Below are 18,691 nucleotides of genomic sequence, written 5' to 3' on the forward strand. Positions count from 1 at the left end.
ATGATTTTTGTACCAAATGAAAACCACGACCCAAGAATCAATTTAGCAATTGAACAATATTTGCTGCAAGAAATGCCTTTAGATGAACCTATTTTGCTCTTTTATATCAATGAACCTTCAATCATCATCGGCAGAAACCAAAATACGCTTGAAGAAATCAATCGAGATTATGTGGAAGAAAATGGCATTCATGTTGTCCGTCGCTTAAGTGGAGGCGGAGCTGTCTACCATGATTTTGGAAACCTGAACTTTAGTTTTATCATGCCTGATGATGGGGATTCATTCCGTGACTTTGCGAAAGTAACACAGCCAATCATCCAAGCACTTCATGAATTGGGTGTTGCTGGGGCGGAATTGAAAGGCCGAAATGATCTAGTCATTGATGGCATGAAATTTTCTGGCAACGCGATGTATGCTACCAACGGTCGGATGTTTGCTCATGGAACAATTATGTTCGACTCTGATATCAATGAAGTAGTCAATGCATTAAAAGTAAAAAAAGACAAAATCGAATCAAAAGGAATCAAATCGATCCGTTCTCGTGTAACGAATATCAAGCCATTTCTTCCAGAAGAAAAGCAAAAAATGACAACAGAAGAATTTCGTCAAGAAATCTTGTTGAAAATTTTCGGCGTAGAGTCAGTAGAAGAAGTAAAAACGTACGAATTGACTGATGAAGATTGGAAAAAAATCAATCGAATCTCTGAGGAATATTATCGAAATTGGGATTGGAATTACGGGAAGTCTCCAGATTTCAATTTCTCTCGCCAAAAACGTTTTTCTATCGGTTCGATTGAAGTCCATTTGAATGTCTCAGAAGGAATGATCAAAGAAGCAAAAATCTTTGGCGATTTCTTCGGACTAGGAGATATCTCTGACGTGGAAAAAAAATTGGTTGGACAGAAATATGATAAAGCATCTCTATCAAAAATAGTCAGCCAAATTGATGTGAAGAAATATTTTGGTGCGATAGAACCAGAAGAATTGCTTACCTTACTTTATTGAAAATAAAAAATAGCGGAATCCACATATATGGATTCCGCTATTTTTTATACAGGATTCGGGTAATTTCGAGAGAGTTGAACAGTGATCCGATCAATGAAAGTATCTTTTTCCTGCGTTAGTGTTCCTGTGTAACGATCCGCTACGTCTTTCATCATCATTAAGTCAAAACGTTCCTGATCATCTAATTCTTCTGTGATGCCTCGACTAAATAGGTTTGTATCGTAATGTGCACTATGTTCGCAACAAATGACGAAATGTTCCTCTTGTTCGTGTATCGACAAATAAATTTTTCGATACAGTGGATTTTCGATGGCATGAGTTTCTCTAAAGGAATGCTCTAAAGCGTGGATCAAAAGTTGAGCCAGATCGTCATCGTTGATAGGAAGTTCTTCGGGAAGATCTGCTTGGAAGGTTATCTGAATATTCCGTTTGGCAGCTAACTTCTGGTAACGCGCTAAGATAAGATTTGTCACCTGGTGGTTGCAAAAAGAACACAGCATTTCGAAATTTTTTGCTTCTTCTAATATCTTTTCCACATAGTTTTTAGCTTTTGTTTGGTCCGTATGCATTAAATCTTGCAGATTCTCCATCTCTTGGACAAATTCCAGGCGAAGTGTATTTACTTCTTGGATATGCTGTCGAAGCTGCTCATAATGTTGCTCCAACAAATCATTTTTGATTTTTAAGAAATCTGCTTGTCTCCGATCTTTGTCGGTATTTAAGATGTGATCGATTAGATTGTAGCTGATAATAACGATTAGAATGATAATATATAAAATCGTAGACCAATTGATCGTTGTTTGATAGATACCTAATGCCGTTTGGATGTAAATCAAGCAATGGATAATGGCTACCAAGACGATCCAAGGTGTACAAGCTACATAAAAACGGTTATTCTTATATGCTTCGCCAATGCATGCAAGTGAAGTGACTAAAGTGCTTATAACACTAGCAATATTAGCAATCGGCATTAATTCAGGAAGTTCTGCAGGAGTAAAAGTTGCATAAAGCAGAACGCCGATAAAAATCAAAAGTTGGAACGTACAAAAAATTCCGTACCATTTTTTATAGTAAAACATTCGGCTCCAATAGTAGCAGATGATGAAAGCTGACGTTAAGATAATAAATAAATGAGATAAAAAAGAATGAACGAATGGTTCAAAAAGAATACCACTTAAAATATCTTCTGATACAGCTTCAAATCCTAATGCCAAAGCAAAGCAACTTAAGAGAATAAGTGAGTATTCAAGACGTTTTTGTTTATACATCAAGTAGATCGTATAGAAAAAGGTCCCTATAGCGATAAAAACAGCGATTATCATCGTCAATACTTGCGGCACTGATTGTGAATAAATAAAACTAATCAATGGTCCAGTTGTTCCTAGATAAACTTTCGGTGGCAGTCCAGCATAGTTCTGATAAGGAGATGAGACTGTAAGAGTCAATTTTTTTCCGATATAATTTGCTGGTAAATCTATCACAGCCAATGAGAGTCCGGGATTGCTTTCTTCCTGATAATCTTTCCGTTGGTATAAAATCTTTTCGCCTAGATATACAGTAATCCATTGATGGTTTCCTTTGATTAGTAAATTTGCTTCGTCCAACGGTTTTTCAAGTGTCGTTTCCATAATGAATGTTTCGTCTTTATCCACGGTAGGAATCGTACGAGTGTACTTGCTGTCAAACTTAAAATCAGGATCATCTTTTGTATAGAAAACCCACGAATCTTTTATTTCTTTCATTTGATTGCTGTCCGCAGGAGAAAAAATAAAATAAAAGAAATAAGCAATTCCCGTTAAAAATAACAATGATAATATAATGATTATGCTCCACTTTATACGTAAATAAAAAGATTCTTTTTTATTATATATGTTATTAAAAAAAGCCATAAAGGTATTCCTTTCTAAAACTTGTAATGTTAGGGTAAACGTTTTTTAAACTAACGTCAATTATTTATAATAAAAAATGAGATAAAGATGAGGAAATAGAATTAGAAACATGTAATTATTAAAGGGAAACATTTTTACAGCTATAATTTGAAAAAAATTTATCGTTATTATATGATTAAGAAGGATTGAATAAAGAAAGAAGTTGAAAACGATGCCTGATTACAAAAAAATAACTTTTATAAGTTCTATAACGTTGATTATATTTTTAATTCTTATTCTTCTCGTCGTCTTGGTTCCCCGAATTTTTGGTTTGACTCCTTATATTATTGAGGACAAAGAAATGAGTCCATATTATGCACAAGGAAATCTGATATATGTACGACCGAAAAATACAAATGAGATTTTAGTCGGAGATATTATTACATATTATGAAAATTCAGGAAAAAAAATCTCGACGCGTCGCGTAATAGCCGTTGAAAACAACCACGAAGATTTTTATACAAAAGCTGATACAAAGACTTATATTGAGCCTGGAGTAGTAAAAAAGAGAAATATTATCGGTAGTCCCATCTTTCAGATTCCATATATTGGACTAGTCCTTTCGAAAACGGCATTTGCATGGATTCAGGGGTTATTCTTTACGATTGCTTTTTGCCTAACAGGAATCACAGCATGGAATACTTTTGTAGAGTTGAAAAAGAAGCGGAGACGAACACAGAAATTTTTGTAAGAATGTTAAAAACATAAATGTATTCCAGAGATCCAACGATTCTTCTGAACATGAAACACGAGAAAACACTCATGCAGCTTGTAGATTTAGTCAGTTGTTCGTATAATGTGTGAAGAGGAGGAGTAGTATGCGCAATGAAATGATGCATCGTCCTGTAGTCAAAGAAGAACTATTGGATTTTATGCGTACCCAGCAAAAAAAATTACCGGGTGAGCTAGGCAAACTGGAAGAAGAAGCTCATGTAGCAGAAGTACCAGTTATTCCCCATGAAACAGTTGTATTTTTGAAATTTTTACTTGGACAGCTTCAGCCTGAACGAATCTTGGAGATCGGAGCAGCTATCGGTTTTTCATCAAGTGTCATGGCCACGACAATCGGAGAAAACGCTCATGTTACGACAATTGATCGTTTCGATGTCATGATCGAGAAAGCTAAAAAAAACTATGAACGTCTAGGACTGACAGATAAAGTGACTTTGCTTGAAGGTCAAGCAGCAGATATCTTGCCGGAGTTGTCTGGTCCGTATGACTTTATTTTTATGGATAGTGCAAAATCAAAATATATTGAATTTTTACCTGAATGCTTACGTTTGTTAAGAAAAGGTGGCGTTTTGATGGTAGATGACATCTTCCAAGGAGGAACGATCTTGCTCCCAGATGAAGAGATTCCCCGTGGCAAACGAGCTATCCATCGTAAATTAAATGAATTTCTTCGTGTTGTGATGGATCATCCCGATTTGACATCGACAATCTTGCCATTAGGTGATGGTGTGATCTTAATGACAAAGGAATCAGAAACAATCGAGTTGTGATACATGATTATGGCAGCCTGTAGATAATCGATTGAATCGAGGGCTCAATTCGAACTTGATGTAAAAGTTTCTATATTTGTAAGTCAATTAAAGGATACAGGAAATCTAAATAAACAGGAGTAGCATGAAGTCAATGTAGCTCCTGTTTTCAATTGATAACCTTAGAACAGCTGAAGGAGAATGTCTCGTTTTAAAAGATTGATTTAGTAGTTGGGCCAAAATAATTCATCATTTGCTAATTAAATAACTATTTCGTATTGACAGAAGCAATTTAATTATCTATAATTATTGATGTTCCGCTGATTCTTGTCATAGTAGCTCAGCTGGATAGAGCATCCGCCTTCTAAGCGGACGGTCGGGGGTTCGAATCCCTCCTGTGACGCTAAAAAACCGTTAGAAAATGAAGTTTCTAACGGTTTTTCTTTGTTTTTTGTGCCAATATTGTTTGTTTTCAAAGGCAAATAAAATAAAAAAACATCCTTATCGAGTACAATTATAAGGAGCAAAAAAATAAAACTCATCAGAAAAGAGGAAGAAGATATGACGATACTATCGAAAATTTTAGTGACTCTAGTTGCAATTGAATTTTTTTATATCATGTATATCGAAACGGTGAGAACTGATTCTGACACGACAAGTAGGGTTTTTAAAATGAGTAAAGAAGAGTTAAGCAGAAAATCTGTTCAAACATTGTTTAAGAACCAAGGAGTGTACAATGGACTATTAGGAGTGGGACTACTTTATGGAGCTTATCTTTCTTCCGCATCTAAAGAAATCACAAGTATGCTATTAATATCTATTTTTTTTGTTGCATTATATGGCAGTTTGACTAGCGATCGTTGGATTTTACTCAAACAAGGTGGGCTAGCTCTGTTGGCATTGCTTTCTATTTTCTTATAAATATAGAAAAAATAAGAATTTATCTAACAGGAAACTTTGTGAAAAATATTACTTTATCTCATGAAATATGATATTCTAATGAATGGTATTTTAGAAAATTTCATGAAAAAGGAGTTAGATAGGTGTTCAAAAATTATGTTTCCTCACTAAAAAAAGAATTTTCAGGTTATGATCTTTCAAGATTTCAGAAAGATCTTTTGGCTGGGATCACAGTAGCTGCTGTAGCATTGCCTTTAGCCTTGGCTTTTGGGGTGTCAAGCGGAGCTGATGCGGCCGCAGGTTTGATTACGGCTATCATTGCCGGTATCGTTATTGGCGGTTTGTCAGGCGGTTTTTATCAAATATCAGGTCCGACAGGTGCGATGGCAGCTATCTTGATGTCTATTGCGGCAACAAAGGGAATGCAAGGTGTATTGCTTGCTACTTTTTTAGCGGGTCTATTTTTACTTGCAGCAGGACTTTTCCGATTAGGAACACTGACTTCTTTTATCCCAGCACCCGTAATTACGGGGTTTACTTCAGGTATTGCTATCATTATTGCATTAGGTCAGATCGATAATTTATTTGGTGTTCACTCGGAAGGTACAAACGTTATTGAAAAACTAAGTAGTTATCAAACGATAGGATTTCCGATAAACACAGCCTCTTTGATCATGGGAGGGCTAGTCATTTTAGGGATGTTTATCTATCCAAAAAAATGGGCGAAACGAATGCCTAGTTCGCTGCTGGCTATCATTTTGGCAACAGCAGTTATGCTATTGTTCCATTTACCAGTAGCAACTGTGGGTAAGATTCCACAAACATTGATCAGTAGTAATCGTTTGAATATGGGAGATTTTAGCTTTTCTGCCTTGCAACAAGTGGCAGTTCCAGCTATTAGCATTGCTTTATTAGGAATGATTGAAAGCTTGCTATGTGGTGCTTCGGCTGGCCGAATGGCAAATAAGCCCTTAGATAGCAATCAAGAATTAATGGCGCAAGGAATTGGAAATCTGTTGCTTCCTTTCTTTGGCGGGATTCCTGCTACTGCGGCCATCGCCCGTACAAGCGTGGCCATCAAATCTGGTGCACAAACTAGATTAGCTGGTATGATACATGCAGTTGTCTTACTGCTCTCCATGCTTGTTTTTGCGCCAGTGATGTCACAGATTCCAATGCCAGCACTTGCAGGTGTTTTGATCGTGACGGCTTGGCGTATGAATGAATGGGAAACGATCAAGGAGCTATTTACTAATAAATATTGGTCAGCAGTTCTATTGTTTATCCTTACGATGATTTGTACAGTTATCTTTGATTTAAGTATTGCTATCGTGATCGGGGTGATCGGCGGCTGTGTATTTTTTGTTGTCAAAAGCGCTGCTATCACGATTTCATTAGAAACGATCGATTGGCAAAGAATGGGGCTGCCAGAAACGGAAAAGCTGAATAACTGGACAGTAGTGTATATTAGTGGTCCACTGTTTTTTATGTCTTCAGAAAAACTCAAAAATAAATTGGAAGAACTAAATCATCACGATGGTGTCATTTTCTCCATGCGAGGCGTACCAAGTATTGATTTGACGGCACGTGCAGTTTTTGATGAATTTCAAGAAAAAGCAGAGCAAAGAGGACAAACGATTATCTATACTTCCTTGCAGCCAGAAGTAGAAAAACAACTTTCTCACTTGTGGGAACATACATTCACGCATCAACATCAAACAGTTGCTCATGCGTTGACAGCTTTACATGCGAAATATACTGCAATTAGCCATTAAAACAATGAAAAAGAACAGACAAGACTGTAAACTGAAGATTTTATGGTCTTGTCTGTTCTTTTTAATCTTGCTGTAAAAGTGAAGCTAGTACTTGCCAGTCTTGATGGATAACAGGTACAAGGGAGCGATTGTAGAAAATAGCTGCTGGATGAAAAAGTGGAAAAATTCGATAGTTTTTTTCTGACCATTCGTAGGCATCCTTTTGTTCTGTTAATTGTAAGACAGGCCCTGTATAGAGTTGACCATGATTTTTGGTAACCGTATATTCTTTGCCAAGTAAACGTTGAAGACCAATGTTTCCAAGTGTCGCAATTAATTTTGGCTGGACCTTCATCAGTTCGTAATCCAATATTGGTGCATGCGCAAATACTTCGGAACGAGTAGGTGTCCGATTTGGATAAACAGTTTCTGACTGTTGTGTCCGTTTATTGATCCGATGAGTCACGCGATACGGGCGGCTCCTTACAGCACTGGTGATATACACCTCTTCTCGTGTTAAGCCAGTTGAAGAAAGTGCCTGCATCAATTCTTTGCCAGCTTGACCGCTAAAAGGAACATGCGTATCAATCTCTGTTTTCCCTGGGGCTTCTCCCACGAGCATCAGTTTAGGATGAAGAGGTCCTTGCCCAGCGATAAATCCTTCTACAGGACGGCCGTTCATTCTTAAAGAAGCTTCTTGTATCAGTTCTTTTGGGTATTCCATTTATGCTCCTCCTTTTTCTTTTATTATAAGAATAAAAGAAACACAATGCGACTATTTTATTTGGTAGAACTGTGAGGATAGAAAAGCAGAAGTATTGCTTGAATTTTTGTTTTACTTTTTGATTTTAAATTTAGTTGACTAACGGTTGCTGTTCTGGTAAGCTAGTACTGTTGTAATTGTGGACTCCACAGCTACAACCGCTCAGAACAAGTAATAAGCACAGCATATGCTGTCACTTCGGATGGCGAGTCTAAGTATATCAGAAGGAGGTGCTTTATAGCATGTACGCAATTATTAAAACTGGTGGTAAACAAGTAAAAGTTGAAGTGGGACAAGCAATCTATGTTGAAAAACTTGACGTTGAAGCAGGAGAAAAAGTTGTTTTTGACGAAGTTATCTTAGTAGGCGGCGAATCTACAAAAGTAGGCGCTCCAACTGTTGCAGGTGCAACTGTTGAAGGTACTGTTGAAAAACACGGCAAACAAAAGAAAGTCGTTACTTTCAAATACAAACCTAAAAAACATTCACACCGTAAACAAGGTCATCGTCAACCATATACAAAAGTGGTTATCGACGCGATCAACGCTTAATAGCGTTTGAGAAAGAAGGCCTATATATGATCAAAGGAACATTTAAGCGAAATGACGCAGGTCAGATCGTTTCATTCACTTTGACCGGGCATGCTGATGCTGGTCCTTATGGAAGTGATATCGTTTGTGCAGGTGTTTCTGCGTTAGCGATCAGCACTGTCAACGGGATTGCCTCATTAGCCGGTTTTGAGCCGATTGTTGAAATGAATGAAGAAGAAGGCGGTTATCTTTATACCGAAGTCACTTCAGGAATGACACAAGAACAAAACAATATTGCTGAGATTCTATTAGAAAATCTTTTATTAGGATTACAATCGATAGAAGCTGAAAACTCAGAATATATCCAAATTAAAACAATTAATGATAAATAGGAGGTGCAGACCATGTTGTTATCTATGAATCTACAATTATTTGCCCACAAAAAAGGTGGCGGTTCTACATCTAACGGCCGTGACTCAGAATCAAAACGTCTAGGTGCTAAACGTGCTGATGGACAAACAGTTACAGGTGGATCAATTCTTTACCGTCAACGCGGTACAAAAATCTATCCAGGTGTAAACGTGGGTATCGGTGGAGACGACACTTTATTTGCAAAAGTTGATGGCGTAGTACGTTTCGAACGTAAAGGCCGTAACAAAAAACAAGTGTCTGTTTATCCAGTAGCTCAAGAAGCTTAATAAATAAACTGCTCTATCTCTTGTGTGGCAAGGGATGGAGCTTTTTTGTAAATTATGGGATTTTTTTTGACCATACTTTTGACCATACTTTCTTAGAAGTTAATATAATTTGTTAGTTTTTGTGTTGTTTCTTCTTTTTTGCTGTTAGTAATGTGTGTATATGTGTCCATAGTAGTTTTTATATTTGCGTGGCCCATTCTTTCTTGGACTTCTTTGTGATCTGCGCCTGCCTCATATAGCATTGATGCATGTGTATGTCTAAAACCATGCAGACCGATATAAGGTAAGCCGGCACGCTCACGATATATATTGTATCTTTCTGCCATGACTGATTAATTGTGAAATTATTTTCGTCATTGGTAAACAAATAATTAGCTTTAGCAAATCCTAATTGAAATAAGTACTTTCTTTGTTCGAGCTTCCAAAATTTTAGTTGCTTTATAGTTTTTTCATCTAAATAAATTATTCGATTTGATTTTTTGGTTTTAGGAGTTTCAGATATATAATATTTATCTGAACGAGCTACAGATTTTTTAATGGCCATTTCATTTGTTTTAAAATTAATATTGTCCCAAGTGAGTGCTAATATTTCGCCGATTCTACATCCGCTGAATGCTAATAGTCTAAAGAGCGTATAGTCTCTGTTTTTAAAATATGGATTCTGTTCTTGAGATACTTCATTTAGAAATAATTCCAACTGTTCTTTTGTATATAATTTTAATTTCTTTTCTGTTTTAATTTGTGGCTTTGGAATAAGTAAATTTAATGTTGGATTATCAGATGTTAAACCAATATTTATAGCATACTTAAAAACTTTATTCATATAGTTTATGAAAAGAGGGTACTGCTTTGAAGTTCCTTTTTCACTCCAATCATTTACTACCTTTTGACAATATGCCGTATTAATTTTAGAAAGCTTAATATTTCCAAATTTGGGATATATATGTTTATTAAAGATTATTTTAGTCCTTGAATATGAACTTTCTTTTACAGTTTTTTTGTAGCTTTCTAGCCATAATTCTGCTGCTTCTTTGAAAGTAGTATTTGTACTTGTGGGCATTCCTGTTTTTTGTAATTCTAGTTCTAACCTAGAAAGTGCTGTTTTTGCTTCTTTTTGTGTTCTAAATCCTCGTTTAGTAGTATATTTTTTCTTTCCAGTTAGCGGATCAATACCGAGATAAGTTTTAAAGTACCATGCTTTTTCGCCATTTTTCTTTTTATATTGTTTTATCATTGCCATCAATATTACCCCTATTCAAATTCTAATTCTGCCATGCTATCATTGAAAAATTCGATCAGTCCTTGTTCCTCTATAAATTCAAGCCATATTTCCTTCCCGTTAATTAATGGAACTCCTTTTTCTTTACGAATTGTTTGATACAAGTTAGTCACGACTTGTTTCCACATTTCTAATACAGCTTTATCTATTTTCTTATAATCCCAGCGTTTTTTTTGGGGTCTATTTTTGTTTTTTTCAATTTGATAATTAGTAGCTTTGATGATAAATGTTTCGTATCCGGTTGTGTTTTTTTCTAACCATTCTTTGAATTCTGTATATATCATTTTTGTTCACCTTTCTATTTTTGAACATATGTTCTTTTTTGCTTAAAAAATTTTAGAGAGCTGCATAACAATAGATGCGAGCTTTTAATAATTCTTTCACAAGTGGTTCGAAGCGAACGCTTAAATTATTATCTTCTATAAATTTCATGTAATTGATATTGTGTGGTTCTAATTCAGACTTTGCAATATATCTATCTAATAATTTTTCAATCATAAAGCGATCAGCCTCATATTACATTTTTGAATGGAGAGAGAATGCTAAGTTATATAAAAAATAATTATCATGATGTTTAGAAGCGTGTCCTAATTCATGTAATAAGGTTCTTTGTCTTCTATACTTAGATAAATTAGCTTTTATTACTATGGTATTCATATAAGCAACATAATGGCCGTCGGCATCAAGGTTTTCACGCTCTTCTACCTTAACGCCGAGTTCATTAATTATCATTTCAATTTGACTGTCCAAATGACTCACCTACTTATTTAGTTATCTTTTTTCTCTAAATATGCTTCAATCATAGCTGATAGTATTTCCCTATCATTATCGGTGAGCGGTTTTCCGTCGCTACTCATAACAGATGCTAAAGCTTCTTCCACGGTTAGTTTTCTTTCCTCTGGTGCAACTCCCGCGTTAGGATCATCTGTGCGTCCTAGCAAATAATCTGTTGAAACATGGAAATAGTCAGCAACTGCATTTAGTTTATCAATGGATGGCTTACTCTTTTTCCACGCATAAAGTGAATTTTTACTAAAATTAAGTTTTTCTTCCAATTCGACAATAGATATTTTGCGTTTATCTGCTAACATTTTTACTCTCTCAAATGTTGTCATAATAATGATTCTCCGATCATGCCTAAAACACATCTTAAAAACTTTGTAGATAATCGTTGACATCTACAAAACTTTATAGTGATATATGTTCGTAAGCTAATTTAATAAGCTAACAAGCAATAAGAAAGACACCTAATAAAGTAAACAAATTCAAGGTCAGGAAACTTAGAATGTTAATTTATAGGGTAATTCTGTGCTTATTTAACTATGCACTTATTCTACAAAACTTTGTAGAAACTGTCAACAAAATTAGCTAATTTTATCAGCTTACAAATTTAAATAGAGAGAGAGGAAAAAATGGAATCAGGAAAGAAATTAGAAGCAAATGATTTAGATGTTGAAAATAGACAAAAACTTCAATTGCTTGAAATGTATGAAAGAGCTTTTGATGGCCCAGAACAGCAATTAAGTTTAACTGCTGTTACTACATTTAATCATTTGGCAGATAAATACAAAAAAGAGGAAATCTGCGTAATTGCAGAAATCCTCAAAGCGTTAGCTACAGCCCCAATTGTTTTGCACGTTTGATTTTTTCTTGGACAGAAGGCTCATTTTGTTTCGCTTCATTCAGGGCGACATTATTCTCGTTAGAAGCGTATGTGTATGCTTCTTTGAATAACTTGAATTTTTCTTGAACGGTTAATTTTGAATCTGAAGAAGAGACAACAGCTAAAGCAAACTCTTTTGGATCAACTAACATTTTTTCACCACCTTAAATTATTTCAGTAGACCACTTACTGATAAGAGAATTATATCAAAGAAAGGAATGAGCAAAAATGAACACACCGCAAATTTTTAACTTTGAACAACATGAAGTAAGAACAGTAACAATACATGATGAACCATTTTTTGTTGGAAAAGATGTGGCTAAAGTTCTAGGGTACCAAAATGGTAGTAGAGATATTAACAGACACGTCGATGTAGAAGATCGGCAAAACTACCAAAACGGTACTTTTGAATCGCCTAGAGGGTTAACTATTATTAGCGAATCAGGTTTGTACTCCTTAATTTTAGGAAGCAAACAACCAAATGCTAAGAAATTTAAACGTTGGGTGACTAGCGAAGTGTTGCCAGCAATTAGAAAACATGGAGGTTATCTAACTCCAGAAAAAGTAGAAGAAGCTTTGCTTAATCCAGATACAATCATCCAATTAGCAACTAAGTTGAAAGAAGAACGTACTGGAAGACTAATCGCAGAACAAAAAATTGCAGAATACGAACCCAAAATTTCGTATTTAGATAGCATATTATCTTCTACAGATTCAGTAACAATTAGTCAGATTGCAGCAGATTATGGGATGTCTCCCCAACAGATGAATAAATTACTTCATAAACTAGGTATTCAGAAAAAAGTAGGCAATCAATGGCTATTATGTAAGAAACATATGAGACAAGGATATACAAAATCTCATACAACTGAGATTCCGAAATCTGATGGTGGAACAAAAGTTGTGATGAATACAAAATGGACTCAAAAAGGACGTTTGTTCATTTATGAGTCGCTAAAAAAAGAAGGATATATTCCAGAAATTGATCTATTAGAGGAGAGATAGTTATGTCGCAGGACTTCATTTTAAAAGTGCGTGTGGCGCTAGCTACGCATAACAAGAGTCAAGCTTGGTTAGCTGAAAAGATTAATATTTCAACAGCTTATATGTCGGATATTATGAATGGACGTAGAAAGCCAGATAAACAAATCAAGCCAATTGAAGCAGTATTAGCAGAATTAGAAAAGGAGGAAAAACATGCAAATAACAATTCCAGATAATTTAGTAGTTTCCGAATTAACTACACAGATCACGAATGCAGTGCTTAATTCTTTGGACGAACGATTACACCTTATGAACAAATCAGTAGAGCTTCCTCCATATCCAAACAAATCAGAGGTAAGAAAAGTTTTAGGAATTGGTGATGACAAATTAACACATTGGATAAACCTAGGCTTAAAAACACAGCAGTGGAGCAAGTTAGACATCAGAATTGAACGATCGGAACTTCAAAGATTTTTGAAAGAAAACTTTGAGTTTTAAAGGCAAAGGAGAATGATTTTATGTCCTACACATTGCAACAAGAACATCAAATTCTCGGTTTGATTAAACAACGCAGGAAACAATTACAAGATGACCGTGCAGCGCTTAGAAAAGCCGATGAGCTATCAGATAGACAAGCTGAACTAATTGCTTCTGAACTTGAGGATTGGAGAATGCTAGAAATAAAAAATAGGGAGATTAGATTATGAAGAAGACAGACACACTTTTTATAGGATTCATTTTGGGGTTATTAGTGATTGTAGCGCACCAAAGTATTATCGGGGGAAGTTTGTTTGCAGCATTGATGGTTTTAATCAATCTGCTTGATTCAAAAGAAAGGAGCAACTATGGCACGAGAAGAAGCGCTAAAAATCGGTAAAGTGATTGCTGATAATTGGTGGGCAAATAGCCGTTCTATTATTTTAAGCAAGCAACATATCGAAAAGAAAAAAGCATGGCAACAAATAAAAAAGTGACTCCGCCGACCAAAGCAATGAGTCACTCAAAAAATCATAACTAAGGAGATTTTAACATATGGAAAATGAACTTTCCACTCTAGATCAATATTTGACTGATCCTAGTTGGGACAAATCGAATATCAAGGAAACAAATAATCGAAAAATCAGACGAAATCTCTTGACGGATGAAGAACTATCATGAGATCAAGATGACTTGGGAAATTTTGTGAGTATTTGGGATCATGTTTACCTTATACATCTATCAAAACATTCAAACAAACCTGAATATATTTACGTCATCGAAAATGGCTTGACTGATGCATTAGAAGAGTACGAAAGGGATAACTTGATCGATATCTCTTATTACGGAGCAGGTAAGAAATACATTGCTGAAATGGAGGCAGAATTTGATGAGTGAAGGAACGAAACGCAACGATAACAAATTATTCAATAGTCTGTACAAGATAACCGTCAATGATGTTGTTGAAAAAAGAAACAAACTAACTTATCTGTCCTGGGCATGGGCGTGGGCAGAAGTCAGCAAAATCTGCGAAGAAGTAGACTACGAAATCTATCGTGATCCAGAAACGCATCGTCCATACCTCTTTGATGAAAAAACAGGCTATATGGTTTTTACCAGTATCACAGCCAACGGAGTAAAGCGTGACATGTGGTTACCAGTCATGGATGGTGCAAACAAGGCAATGAAAGATGAGCCATATACCTACGAAGTCAATGATTATCAGTGGAATAACGAAACGAAGAAAAAAGAGATTGTTGGAAAAATCGAAAAGCGAGTTGAAGCAGCAACGATGTTTGATATCAACAAAACAATCATGCGTTGTCTTGTAAAAAATCTAGCGATGTTTGGGCTAGGGCTATATATATTTGCTGGCGAAGATATGCCAGAAGACGTCTCAATGCTTGAACCAGCTACTCAAAGAAGCAAAAAGCTATTCTTGGATGCTTTACAACTGGTTGCTAACAAGTACGAAAAATCAATTGATGAAGCAATTGTTGCATTGACTGATGCGGCTTCTATAACCGCTGATGACAGTAAATGGACCAAGAGAGACTTGGGTATTCTAAAACGAGGCGTTAATTGGCTTGAAGATCAGTACAGAGAAGAAACAAAAGAGAAGTGATATGAGTGTTTAAACCATTAATCGATTCATATTCAGCGGTTCTGAAAAAGTTCAAAGGAAAAGACATAGGTGCAACGATCAATGAAGAAGTGAACATTGATCGACTAAAGACAATGTATGACGGCTACGATGGCGATCGAGTCATTGAAATTCGTTTTATTGATCCTAGACGTTTCACTGTACAGCAACGAAACTTCATCTATGCGCTCATAGGCGATATTTTCATCGATACAGGGATGCCAACGGACTTCTGGAAGGAATCTTCTACTTCCGTTTCGAAGGTGTCACAGGGCGCAAAATAAGCCTCAAAGACGAATCGAATACAACTGTAAGCGATGCTAACGTCTTAGCAAATATCATCTTAGATTTCATCTTTGAACATCATATTCCTTTCAAAGAAGGCTATGAGATTTTACCAGCGAATCAAGAATATTACTTCTACAAATGCATCACAAAAAGAGTCTGCTGTATCTGTGGCAAAACAGGAGCTGACATCGATCACTTTGACAAAGCGCTAGGAAGACGAAAGCGCAAAGAAGTTGATCATTCAGAGTACACATTTGCAGCACTTTGCAGAATCCATCAAAATGGTTCTGACATCGAAACATTTAAAGCGAACTTAGACACGATGATTCAAACGGTGTCGACCATTGGAAATAAGAAACCAAAAATTATTTTAGTTACGACTTGGAATCAGGGAGACAAAGCTATTCCGTTTGATAAAGCTATCAAAGAAGCGGGTAAAAAATATGATTTACCAGTAGCTGACATTTCAAATATTTGGAAAGACAGTTCTACCAAAGGGCCAGAAGGTGTACAAACATTTAAAGGCTTAAGTGACAATTGGCATCCAAATGACGAAGGAATGCAAAGGATAGCTGAGAAAATATACGATGTATCTGAAAACACATTAAAATAAAATGCAAAGCGTACTCAAACGAGTGCGCTTTTTGTATAAAGGAGATATGGATAGTGGAAAAATATTTAAACACACTTTCAGTAATGACTGGGGTGATAGGCGGGACAATTGTTGGTTTACTGGGAGGGATGGACAATATACTACATGTTCTAATTTTTCTTGTGGGTGTGGACTTCTTGACTGGACTTGCGAAGGCATGGAAATTAAAAGAAGTAAGTAGCGAGGTCGGTTTCGAAGGATTATTGAAGAAAGTTTTAATCTTCGTGGTGATTGCCGTTACAGTTGAAGCACAGAAAATCGTTGGAAACTCTATACCTCTAAGAGAAATAGTTATTATGTTCTATGTCGCAAATGAAGGGATCAGTTTTTTAGAAAACATTTCGGTATTCCTTCCGCTACCCGATAAGTTAAAAGAAGTATTTCAACAAATACGAAATGATACTGAAAACAAAGATCAAGGAGGAAACAAATGAAAAAGAAAATTACTATTACTGCGATGAGCCTGTTAACGGCTCTTTTTTTATTGCCAATTAATGGTTTTGCTTATGCGATCAATAATGAATTTAATTTGGGCGCAAATGAAGGTAGCTCACAAATAGCAAATAATCAGTACATTTTACTGCATGAAACGGCTAATGAAACAGCAACAGGACGCAATGAAGCGCAGTATATGCAACGTTCATGGACTAGTGCTTACACTGCTTACATTGTGGGAGACGGCGGAATTGTTTATCAAGTCGATCAACCTGGTTATGTGCAGTACGGTGCTGGTTCGTATGCTAATGCTAACAGTCCTGTGCAGATTGAGTTACAGCACACACATGATAAAGCAACTTTTGAAAAGAACTATAAAGCATACGTTGAATTGGCTAGAGATTCAGCAATAAAATATGGTATTCCATTAACATTGGACACTCCTTATAACCAACCAGGAATTAAATCACATTTATGGGTAACACAAAATATTTGGGTGATCATACAGATCCTTACGGTTATCTTTCTGAAATGGGCGTAAGTAAAGAAAAATTAGCATATGATTTAGCTCATGGATTTACCGATGAAAATCCGACAACTTCAGATGATAAACCAGTCATTGATCCAACTAGAGCAGGTGCAGCAAATCCTACGCTGACAGACGGAACAAATTACGCTCACATTGATCAGTTCGGAGAAATCGAAAACGCAAACTTGCATGTAGCAGGATGGCACATTGCTAATTATAAATACGAGTATATTTTCATTATGGACTACAATACTGGAAAAGAACTAGCTAGAGTAAGAGCTGATGGGATTTATAGACCAGACGTAAATCAAGCTTATAATACTTTAGGAAATGTTGGCTATCATGTATCTTTCAATATGCGTGATTTCCCTAATAAGAAAGTATACGTCATGATGCGTGCGACAAACGATCCAGAAGGAAATACTAAGGGTGGAGCACAAGATTTTCATGACAAGCGTTGGTATTTAAATATTCCACAACGATAAAAAATTCCCCCCTCTTTGAGGGGCGGTACATAAAAATTTATTATTTAGATTCTATAAACATGTGCAACTTATCTAACAACAAAGTATATATTCTACAGAAGTAAACAAATAGCTTATATTTTAGGATGTACACAAATTGACAAGTATAATAAAACTTTGATAAAATACAAATGTTTTTTTATTTTTATGTGTGATTAGTTAGAACTTACTTAAATCCTATTATAATATTTTTGTTAATGATTTTAATAAAATGATTGGAGAGAAAATGATGGATCAAAAAGCGTTTATCGAATCTATTGATTCTACAATCGATAGATTAAAAAAAGAAATTCGATTTTATAATAGAGTAATTGGTATCGGAAATATTATAAAAATAGTCTTATCAGCTAGTATCCCAATATTAATTGATCAGGCTTCCGAACACAGGTCTTTACTATTGATTGTTTCAATTGCTTCAGCAATAATTACAATTATACAAAGTGGGATGTCTGCATTTAATTATCAAGATAAAGTACAGACTTCGACAGAGTTATTAATGAAAATTGAAAAAGAAAAGTTGTTATATATAACGAAAACATCCCCATATAATAAAACAGATGAAGAAAATTTCCATTTAATCGTTACAACCCTTCAAACTGAATTAATTGATATTATCTCTGATTTTAATCAAGTTAATAACTAAAAATTTATTTAATTAGAAAGTAGTGCAGATAATACTAATTGTACAATTAAGAAAAGAGATAAGACTTTACATTCCTAAAAAAATGTAAAGTCTTATCTCTTTTCTTAATGCTATAAATTCATAATAACATTATGGACAATAAATTTAAAATTTATTCAGACTGTAGACAAACTCCTAAATTTAGAGTGTTGTTTGCAGTCTGACGACTCAAAAATGAGTCGTATAAATCAATTATAGTAATAAGTCATTGATTTCTTTAAATTCTTTATCAAGTTCTTTTTCATCATATTTTTCATATTTATCAGCTTCATGAAGAACTTTTTTAATTTCATGAATAGCCTTTCGTTCAACTAACCATTTTTTTAGGTTATGTTTTTTTTCTGGATTTTCAGATAACGTATCAAGTTCGTCTAACTCTTTATCCAGTTTATTGACAACAGAAACAATTTTGTTTACAACTTTTTCTTCTTTGTTTTCTAAATTTGACATTTATCTTCACGTCCTTTTTATTTGATA

General features: G+C 35.2%; 25 protein-coding genes, 1 tRNA gene, 5 pseudogenes and 1 other annotated feature. Of the genes and pseudogenes, 23 read left to right on the plus strand and 8 right to left on the minus strand.

Annotated features, from left to right (window positions below):
• Positions 1-1,005 (plus strand): lipoate--protein ligase, encoded by a 1,005-nt coding sequence (locus OS139_RS05565; RefSeq protein WP_002288102.1) that lies wholly within the window; start codon positions 1-3, stop codon positions 1,003-1,005.
• A 44-nt stretch (positions 1,006-1,049) separates the two neighbouring features.
• Here OS139_RS05565 and OS139_RS05570 read toward each other — a convergent pair whose 3' ends face one another.
• On the minus strand, positions 1,050-2,894 hold the full coding sequence (locus tag OS139_RS05570) for a hypothetical protein (RefSeq protein ID WP_325066831.1): 1,845 nt from the start codon (positions 2,892-2,894) through the stop codon (positions 1,050-1,052).
• 211 nt (positions 2,895-3,105) lie between these two features.
• Between OS139_RS05570 and OS139_RS05575 the strand changes: the two genes are divergently transcribed.
• From OS139_RS05575 to OS139_RS05595, 5 genes are all read left to right on the plus strand, one after another.
• A complete protein-coding gene (locus OS139_RS05575) occupies positions 3,106-3,624 on the plus strand; it encodes a signal peptidase I (RefSeq protein WP_002299609.1) in 519 nt (172 codons plus the stop codon).
• Positions 3,625-3,751: 127 nt separating this feature from the next.
• Positions 3,752-4,435, plus strand: coding sequence for an O-methyltransferase (locus OS139_RS05580; protein WP_002288107.1), 684 nt, complete (start codon positions 3,752-3,754; stop codon positions 4,433-4,435).
• Between the two features lie 308 nt (positions 4,436-4,743).
• Positions 4,744-4,817, plus strand: a tRNA-Arg gene (locus OS139_RS05585).
• Between the two features lie 158 nt (positions 4,818-4,975).
• Entirely contained in the window at positions 4,976-5,335 is a 360-nt protein-coding gene (locus OS139_RS05590) for a DUF1304 domain-containing protein (protein WP_002323271.1), read from the plus strand.
• Between the two features lie 122 nt (positions 5,336-5,457).
• Entirely contained in the window at positions 5,458-7,089 is a 1,632-nt protein-coding gene (locus OS139_RS05595; protein ID WP_002294025.1) for a SulP family inorganic anion transporter, read from the plus strand.
• A gap of 61 nt (positions 7,090-7,150) precedes the next feature.
• On the opposite strand, the gene OS139_RS05600 is transcribed toward OS139_RS05595, so the two are convergent.
• Positions 7,151-7,792, minus strand: a complete 642-nt coding sequence (locus OS139_RS05600; RefSeq protein ID WP_002332096.1) for a uracil-DNA glycosylase — start codon at positions 7,790-7,792, stop codon at positions 7,151-7,153.
• A 185-nt stretch (positions 7,793-7,977) separates the two neighbouring features.
• Positions 7,978-8,054, plus strand: a sequence feature (ribosomal protein L21 leader region).
• 19 nt (positions 8,055-8,073) lie between these two features.
• Here OS139_RS05600 and rplU point away from each other — a divergent pair.
• The 3 genes from rplU to rpmA are packed head-to-tail and all read left to right on the plus strand — an operon-like array spanning position 8,074 to position 9,059.
• Positions 8,074-8,382: a 50S ribosomal protein L21 gene (rplU, locus tag OS139_RS05605; RefSeq protein ID WP_002289450.1), complete on the plus strand. Its 309-nt coding sequence runs from the start codon at positions 8,074-8,076 to the stop codon at positions 8,380-8,382.
• A 26-nt stretch (positions 8,383-8,408) separates the two neighbouring features.
• Positions 8,409-8,753 carry a ribosomal-processing cysteine protease Prp gene (locus OS139_RS05610; protein ID WP_002289451.1) on the plus strand — a complete coding sequence of 115 codons (345 nt, stop codon included), beginning with the start codon at positions 8,409-8,411 and terminating at the stop codon, positions 8,751-8,753.
• A 12-nt stretch (positions 8,754-8,765) separates the two neighbouring features.
• Complete coding sequence (gene rpmA, locus OS139_RS05615; RefSeq protein ID WP_002289452.1) at positions 8,766-9,059, plus strand: 50S ribosomal protein L27; 294 nt, start codon at positions 8,766-8,768, stop codon at positions 9,057-9,059.
• Between the two features lie 92 nt (positions 9,060-9,151).
• Here rpmA and OS139_RS05620 read toward each other — a convergent pair.
• From OS139_RS05620 to OS139_RS05635, 4 genes and pseudogenes are all read right to left on the minus strand, one after another.
• Positions 9,152-10,299: pseudogene (locus tag OS139_RS05620) on the minus strand (tyrosine-type recombinase/integrase).
• A gap of 11 nt (positions 10,300-10,310) precedes the next feature.
• Positions 10,311-10,622: a hypothetical protein gene (locus OS139_RS05625; protein WP_002332094.1), complete on the minus strand. Its 312-nt coding sequence runs from the start codon at positions 10,620-10,622 to the stop codon at positions 10,311-10,313.
• A gap of 52 nt (positions 10,623-10,674) precedes the next feature.
• Positions 10,675-11,070: pseudogene (locus OS139_RS05630) on the minus strand (ImmA/IrrE family metallo-endopeptidase).
• Between the two features lie 35 nt (positions 11,071-11,105).
• Positions 11,106-11,453: a helix-turn-helix domain-containing protein gene (locus tag OS139_RS05635; protein WP_002301535.1), complete on the minus strand. Its 348-nt coding sequence runs from the start codon at positions 11,451-11,453 to the stop codon at positions 11,106-11,108.
• Positions 11,454-11,750: 297 nt separating this feature from the next.
• On the opposite strand from OS139_RS05635, the gene OS139_RS05640 reads away from it, so the two are divergent.
• A complete protein-coding gene (locus tag OS139_RS05640; protein WP_002321998.1) occupies positions 11,751-11,981 on the plus strand; it encodes a hypothetical protein in 231 nt (76 codons plus the stop codon).
• Here the strand turns inward: OS139_RS05640 and OS139_RS05645 are convergent.
• Positions 11,953-12,153, minus strand: a complete 201-nt coding sequence (locus OS139_RS05645) for a hypothetical protein (RefSeq protein ID WP_002321999.1) — start codon at positions 12,151-12,153, stop codon at positions 11,953-11,955. The two genes, OS139_RS05640 and OS139_RS05645, sit on opposite strands and share 29 nt — an antisense overlap.
• 76 nt (positions 12,154-12,229) lie before the next feature.
• Between OS139_RS05645 and OS139_RS05650 the strand changes: the two genes are divergently transcribed.
• The 13 genes and pseudogenes from OS139_RS05650 to OS139_RS05710 all read left to right on the plus strand — a co-directional run bounded on the left by OS139_RS05650 (position 12,230) and on the right by OS139_RS05710 (position 18,175).
• Positions 12,230-13,006, plus strand: coding sequence for a phage antirepressor KilAC domain-containing protein (locus OS139_RS05650; RefSeq protein WP_016628038.1), 777 nt, complete (start codon positions 12,230-12,232; stop codon positions 13,004-13,006).
• Positions 13,007-13,008: 2 nt separating this feature from the next.
• Positions 13,009-13,221, plus strand: a complete 213-nt coding sequence (locus tag OS139_RS05655) for a helix-turn-helix transcriptional regulator (protein WP_002322001.1) — start codon at positions 13,009-13,011, stop codon at positions 13,219-13,221.
• Complete coding sequence (locus OS139_RS05660; protein ID WP_002332091.1) at positions 13,199-13,483, plus strand: hypothetical protein; 285 nt, start codon at positions 13,199-13,201, stop codon at positions 13,481-13,483. The genes OS139_RS05655 and OS139_RS05660 overlap by 23 nt, the downstream gene beginning before the upstream one ends.
• Positions 13,484-13,503: 20 nt before the next feature.
• Positions 13,504-13,692 carry a hypothetical protein gene (locus OS139_RS05665; RefSeq protein WP_002332090.1) on the plus strand — a complete coding sequence of 63 codons (189 nt, stop codon included), beginning with the start codon at positions 13,504-13,506 and terminating at the stop codon, positions 13,690-13,692.
• Positions 13,689-13,862 carry a hypothetical protein gene (locus OS139_RS05670; RefSeq protein ID WP_002301528.1) on the plus strand — a complete coding sequence of 58 codons (174 nt, stop codon included), beginning with the start codon at positions 13,689-13,691 and terminating at the stop codon, positions 13,860-13,862. The genes OS139_RS05665 and OS139_RS05670 overlap by 4 nt, the downstream gene beginning before the upstream one ends.
• Complete coding sequence (locus OS139_RS05675) at positions 13,831-13,959, plus strand: hypothetical protein (protein WP_002332089.1); 129 nt, start codon at positions 13,831-13,833, stop codon at positions 13,957-13,959. The genes OS139_RS05670 and OS139_RS05675 overlap by 32 nt, the downstream gene beginning before the upstream one ends.
• Before the next feature lie 58 nt (positions 13,960-14,017).
• Positions 14,018-14,359, plus strand: a pseudogene (locus OS139_RS05680) (hypothetical protein).
• Positions 14,352-15,086 carry a Sak single strand annealing protein gene (locus tag OS139_RS05685; protein ID WP_002332086.1) on the plus strand — a complete coding sequence of 245 codons (735 nt, stop codon included), beginning with the start codon at positions 14,352-14,354 and terminating at the stop codon, positions 15,084-15,086. The pseudogene OS139_RS05680 and the gene OS139_RS05685 overlap by 8 nt, the downstream one beginning before the upstream one ends.
• A gap of 5 nt (positions 15,087-15,091) precedes the next feature.
• Positions 15,092-15,669: pseudogene (locus OS139_RS05690) on the plus strand (putative HNHc nuclease); the annotation flags it as partial.
• Between the two features lie 45 nt (positions 15,670-15,714).
• Positions 15,715-16,005, plus strand: a complete 291-nt coding sequence (locus OS139_RS05695; RefSeq protein ID WP_002332084.1) for a hypothetical protein — start codon at positions 15,715-15,717, stop codon at positions 16,003-16,005.
• A gap of 53 nt (positions 16,006-16,058) precedes the next feature.
• On the plus strand, positions 16,059-16,478 hold the full coding sequence (locus OS139_RS05700; protein ID WP_002332083.1) for a phage holin family protein: 420 nt from the start codon (positions 16,059-16,061) through the stop codon (positions 16,476-16,478).
• Positions 16,475-17,493: pseudogene (locus OS139_RS05705) on the plus strand (peptidoglycan recognition protein family protein). The gene OS139_RS05700 and the pseudogene OS139_RS05705 overlap by 4 nt, the downstream one beginning before the upstream one ends.
• A gap of 250 nt (positions 17,494-17,743) precedes the next feature.
• A complete protein-coding gene (locus OS139_RS05710) occupies positions 17,744-18,175 on the plus strand; it encodes a DUF4231 domain-containing protein (RefSeq protein ID WP_002308843.1) in 432 nt (143 codons plus the stop codon).
• A 231-nt stretch (positions 18,176-18,406) separates the two neighbouring features.
• Here OS139_RS05710 and OS139_RS05715 read toward each other — a convergent pair whose 3' ends face one another.
• Positions 18,407-18,664, minus strand: coding sequence for a hypothetical protein (locus tag OS139_RS05715; RefSeq protein ID WP_002295273.1), 258 nt, complete (start codon positions 18,662-18,664; stop codon positions 18,407-18,409).
• Positions 18,665-18,691: the final 27 nt, after the last annotated feature.

It is taken from the genome of Enterococcus sp. E4-223 (genome assembly GCF_035727065.1).
GTDB classification, from domain to species: Bacteria; Bacillota; Bacilli; order Lactobacillales; family Enterococcaceae; genus Enterococcus_B; species Enterococcus_B faecium.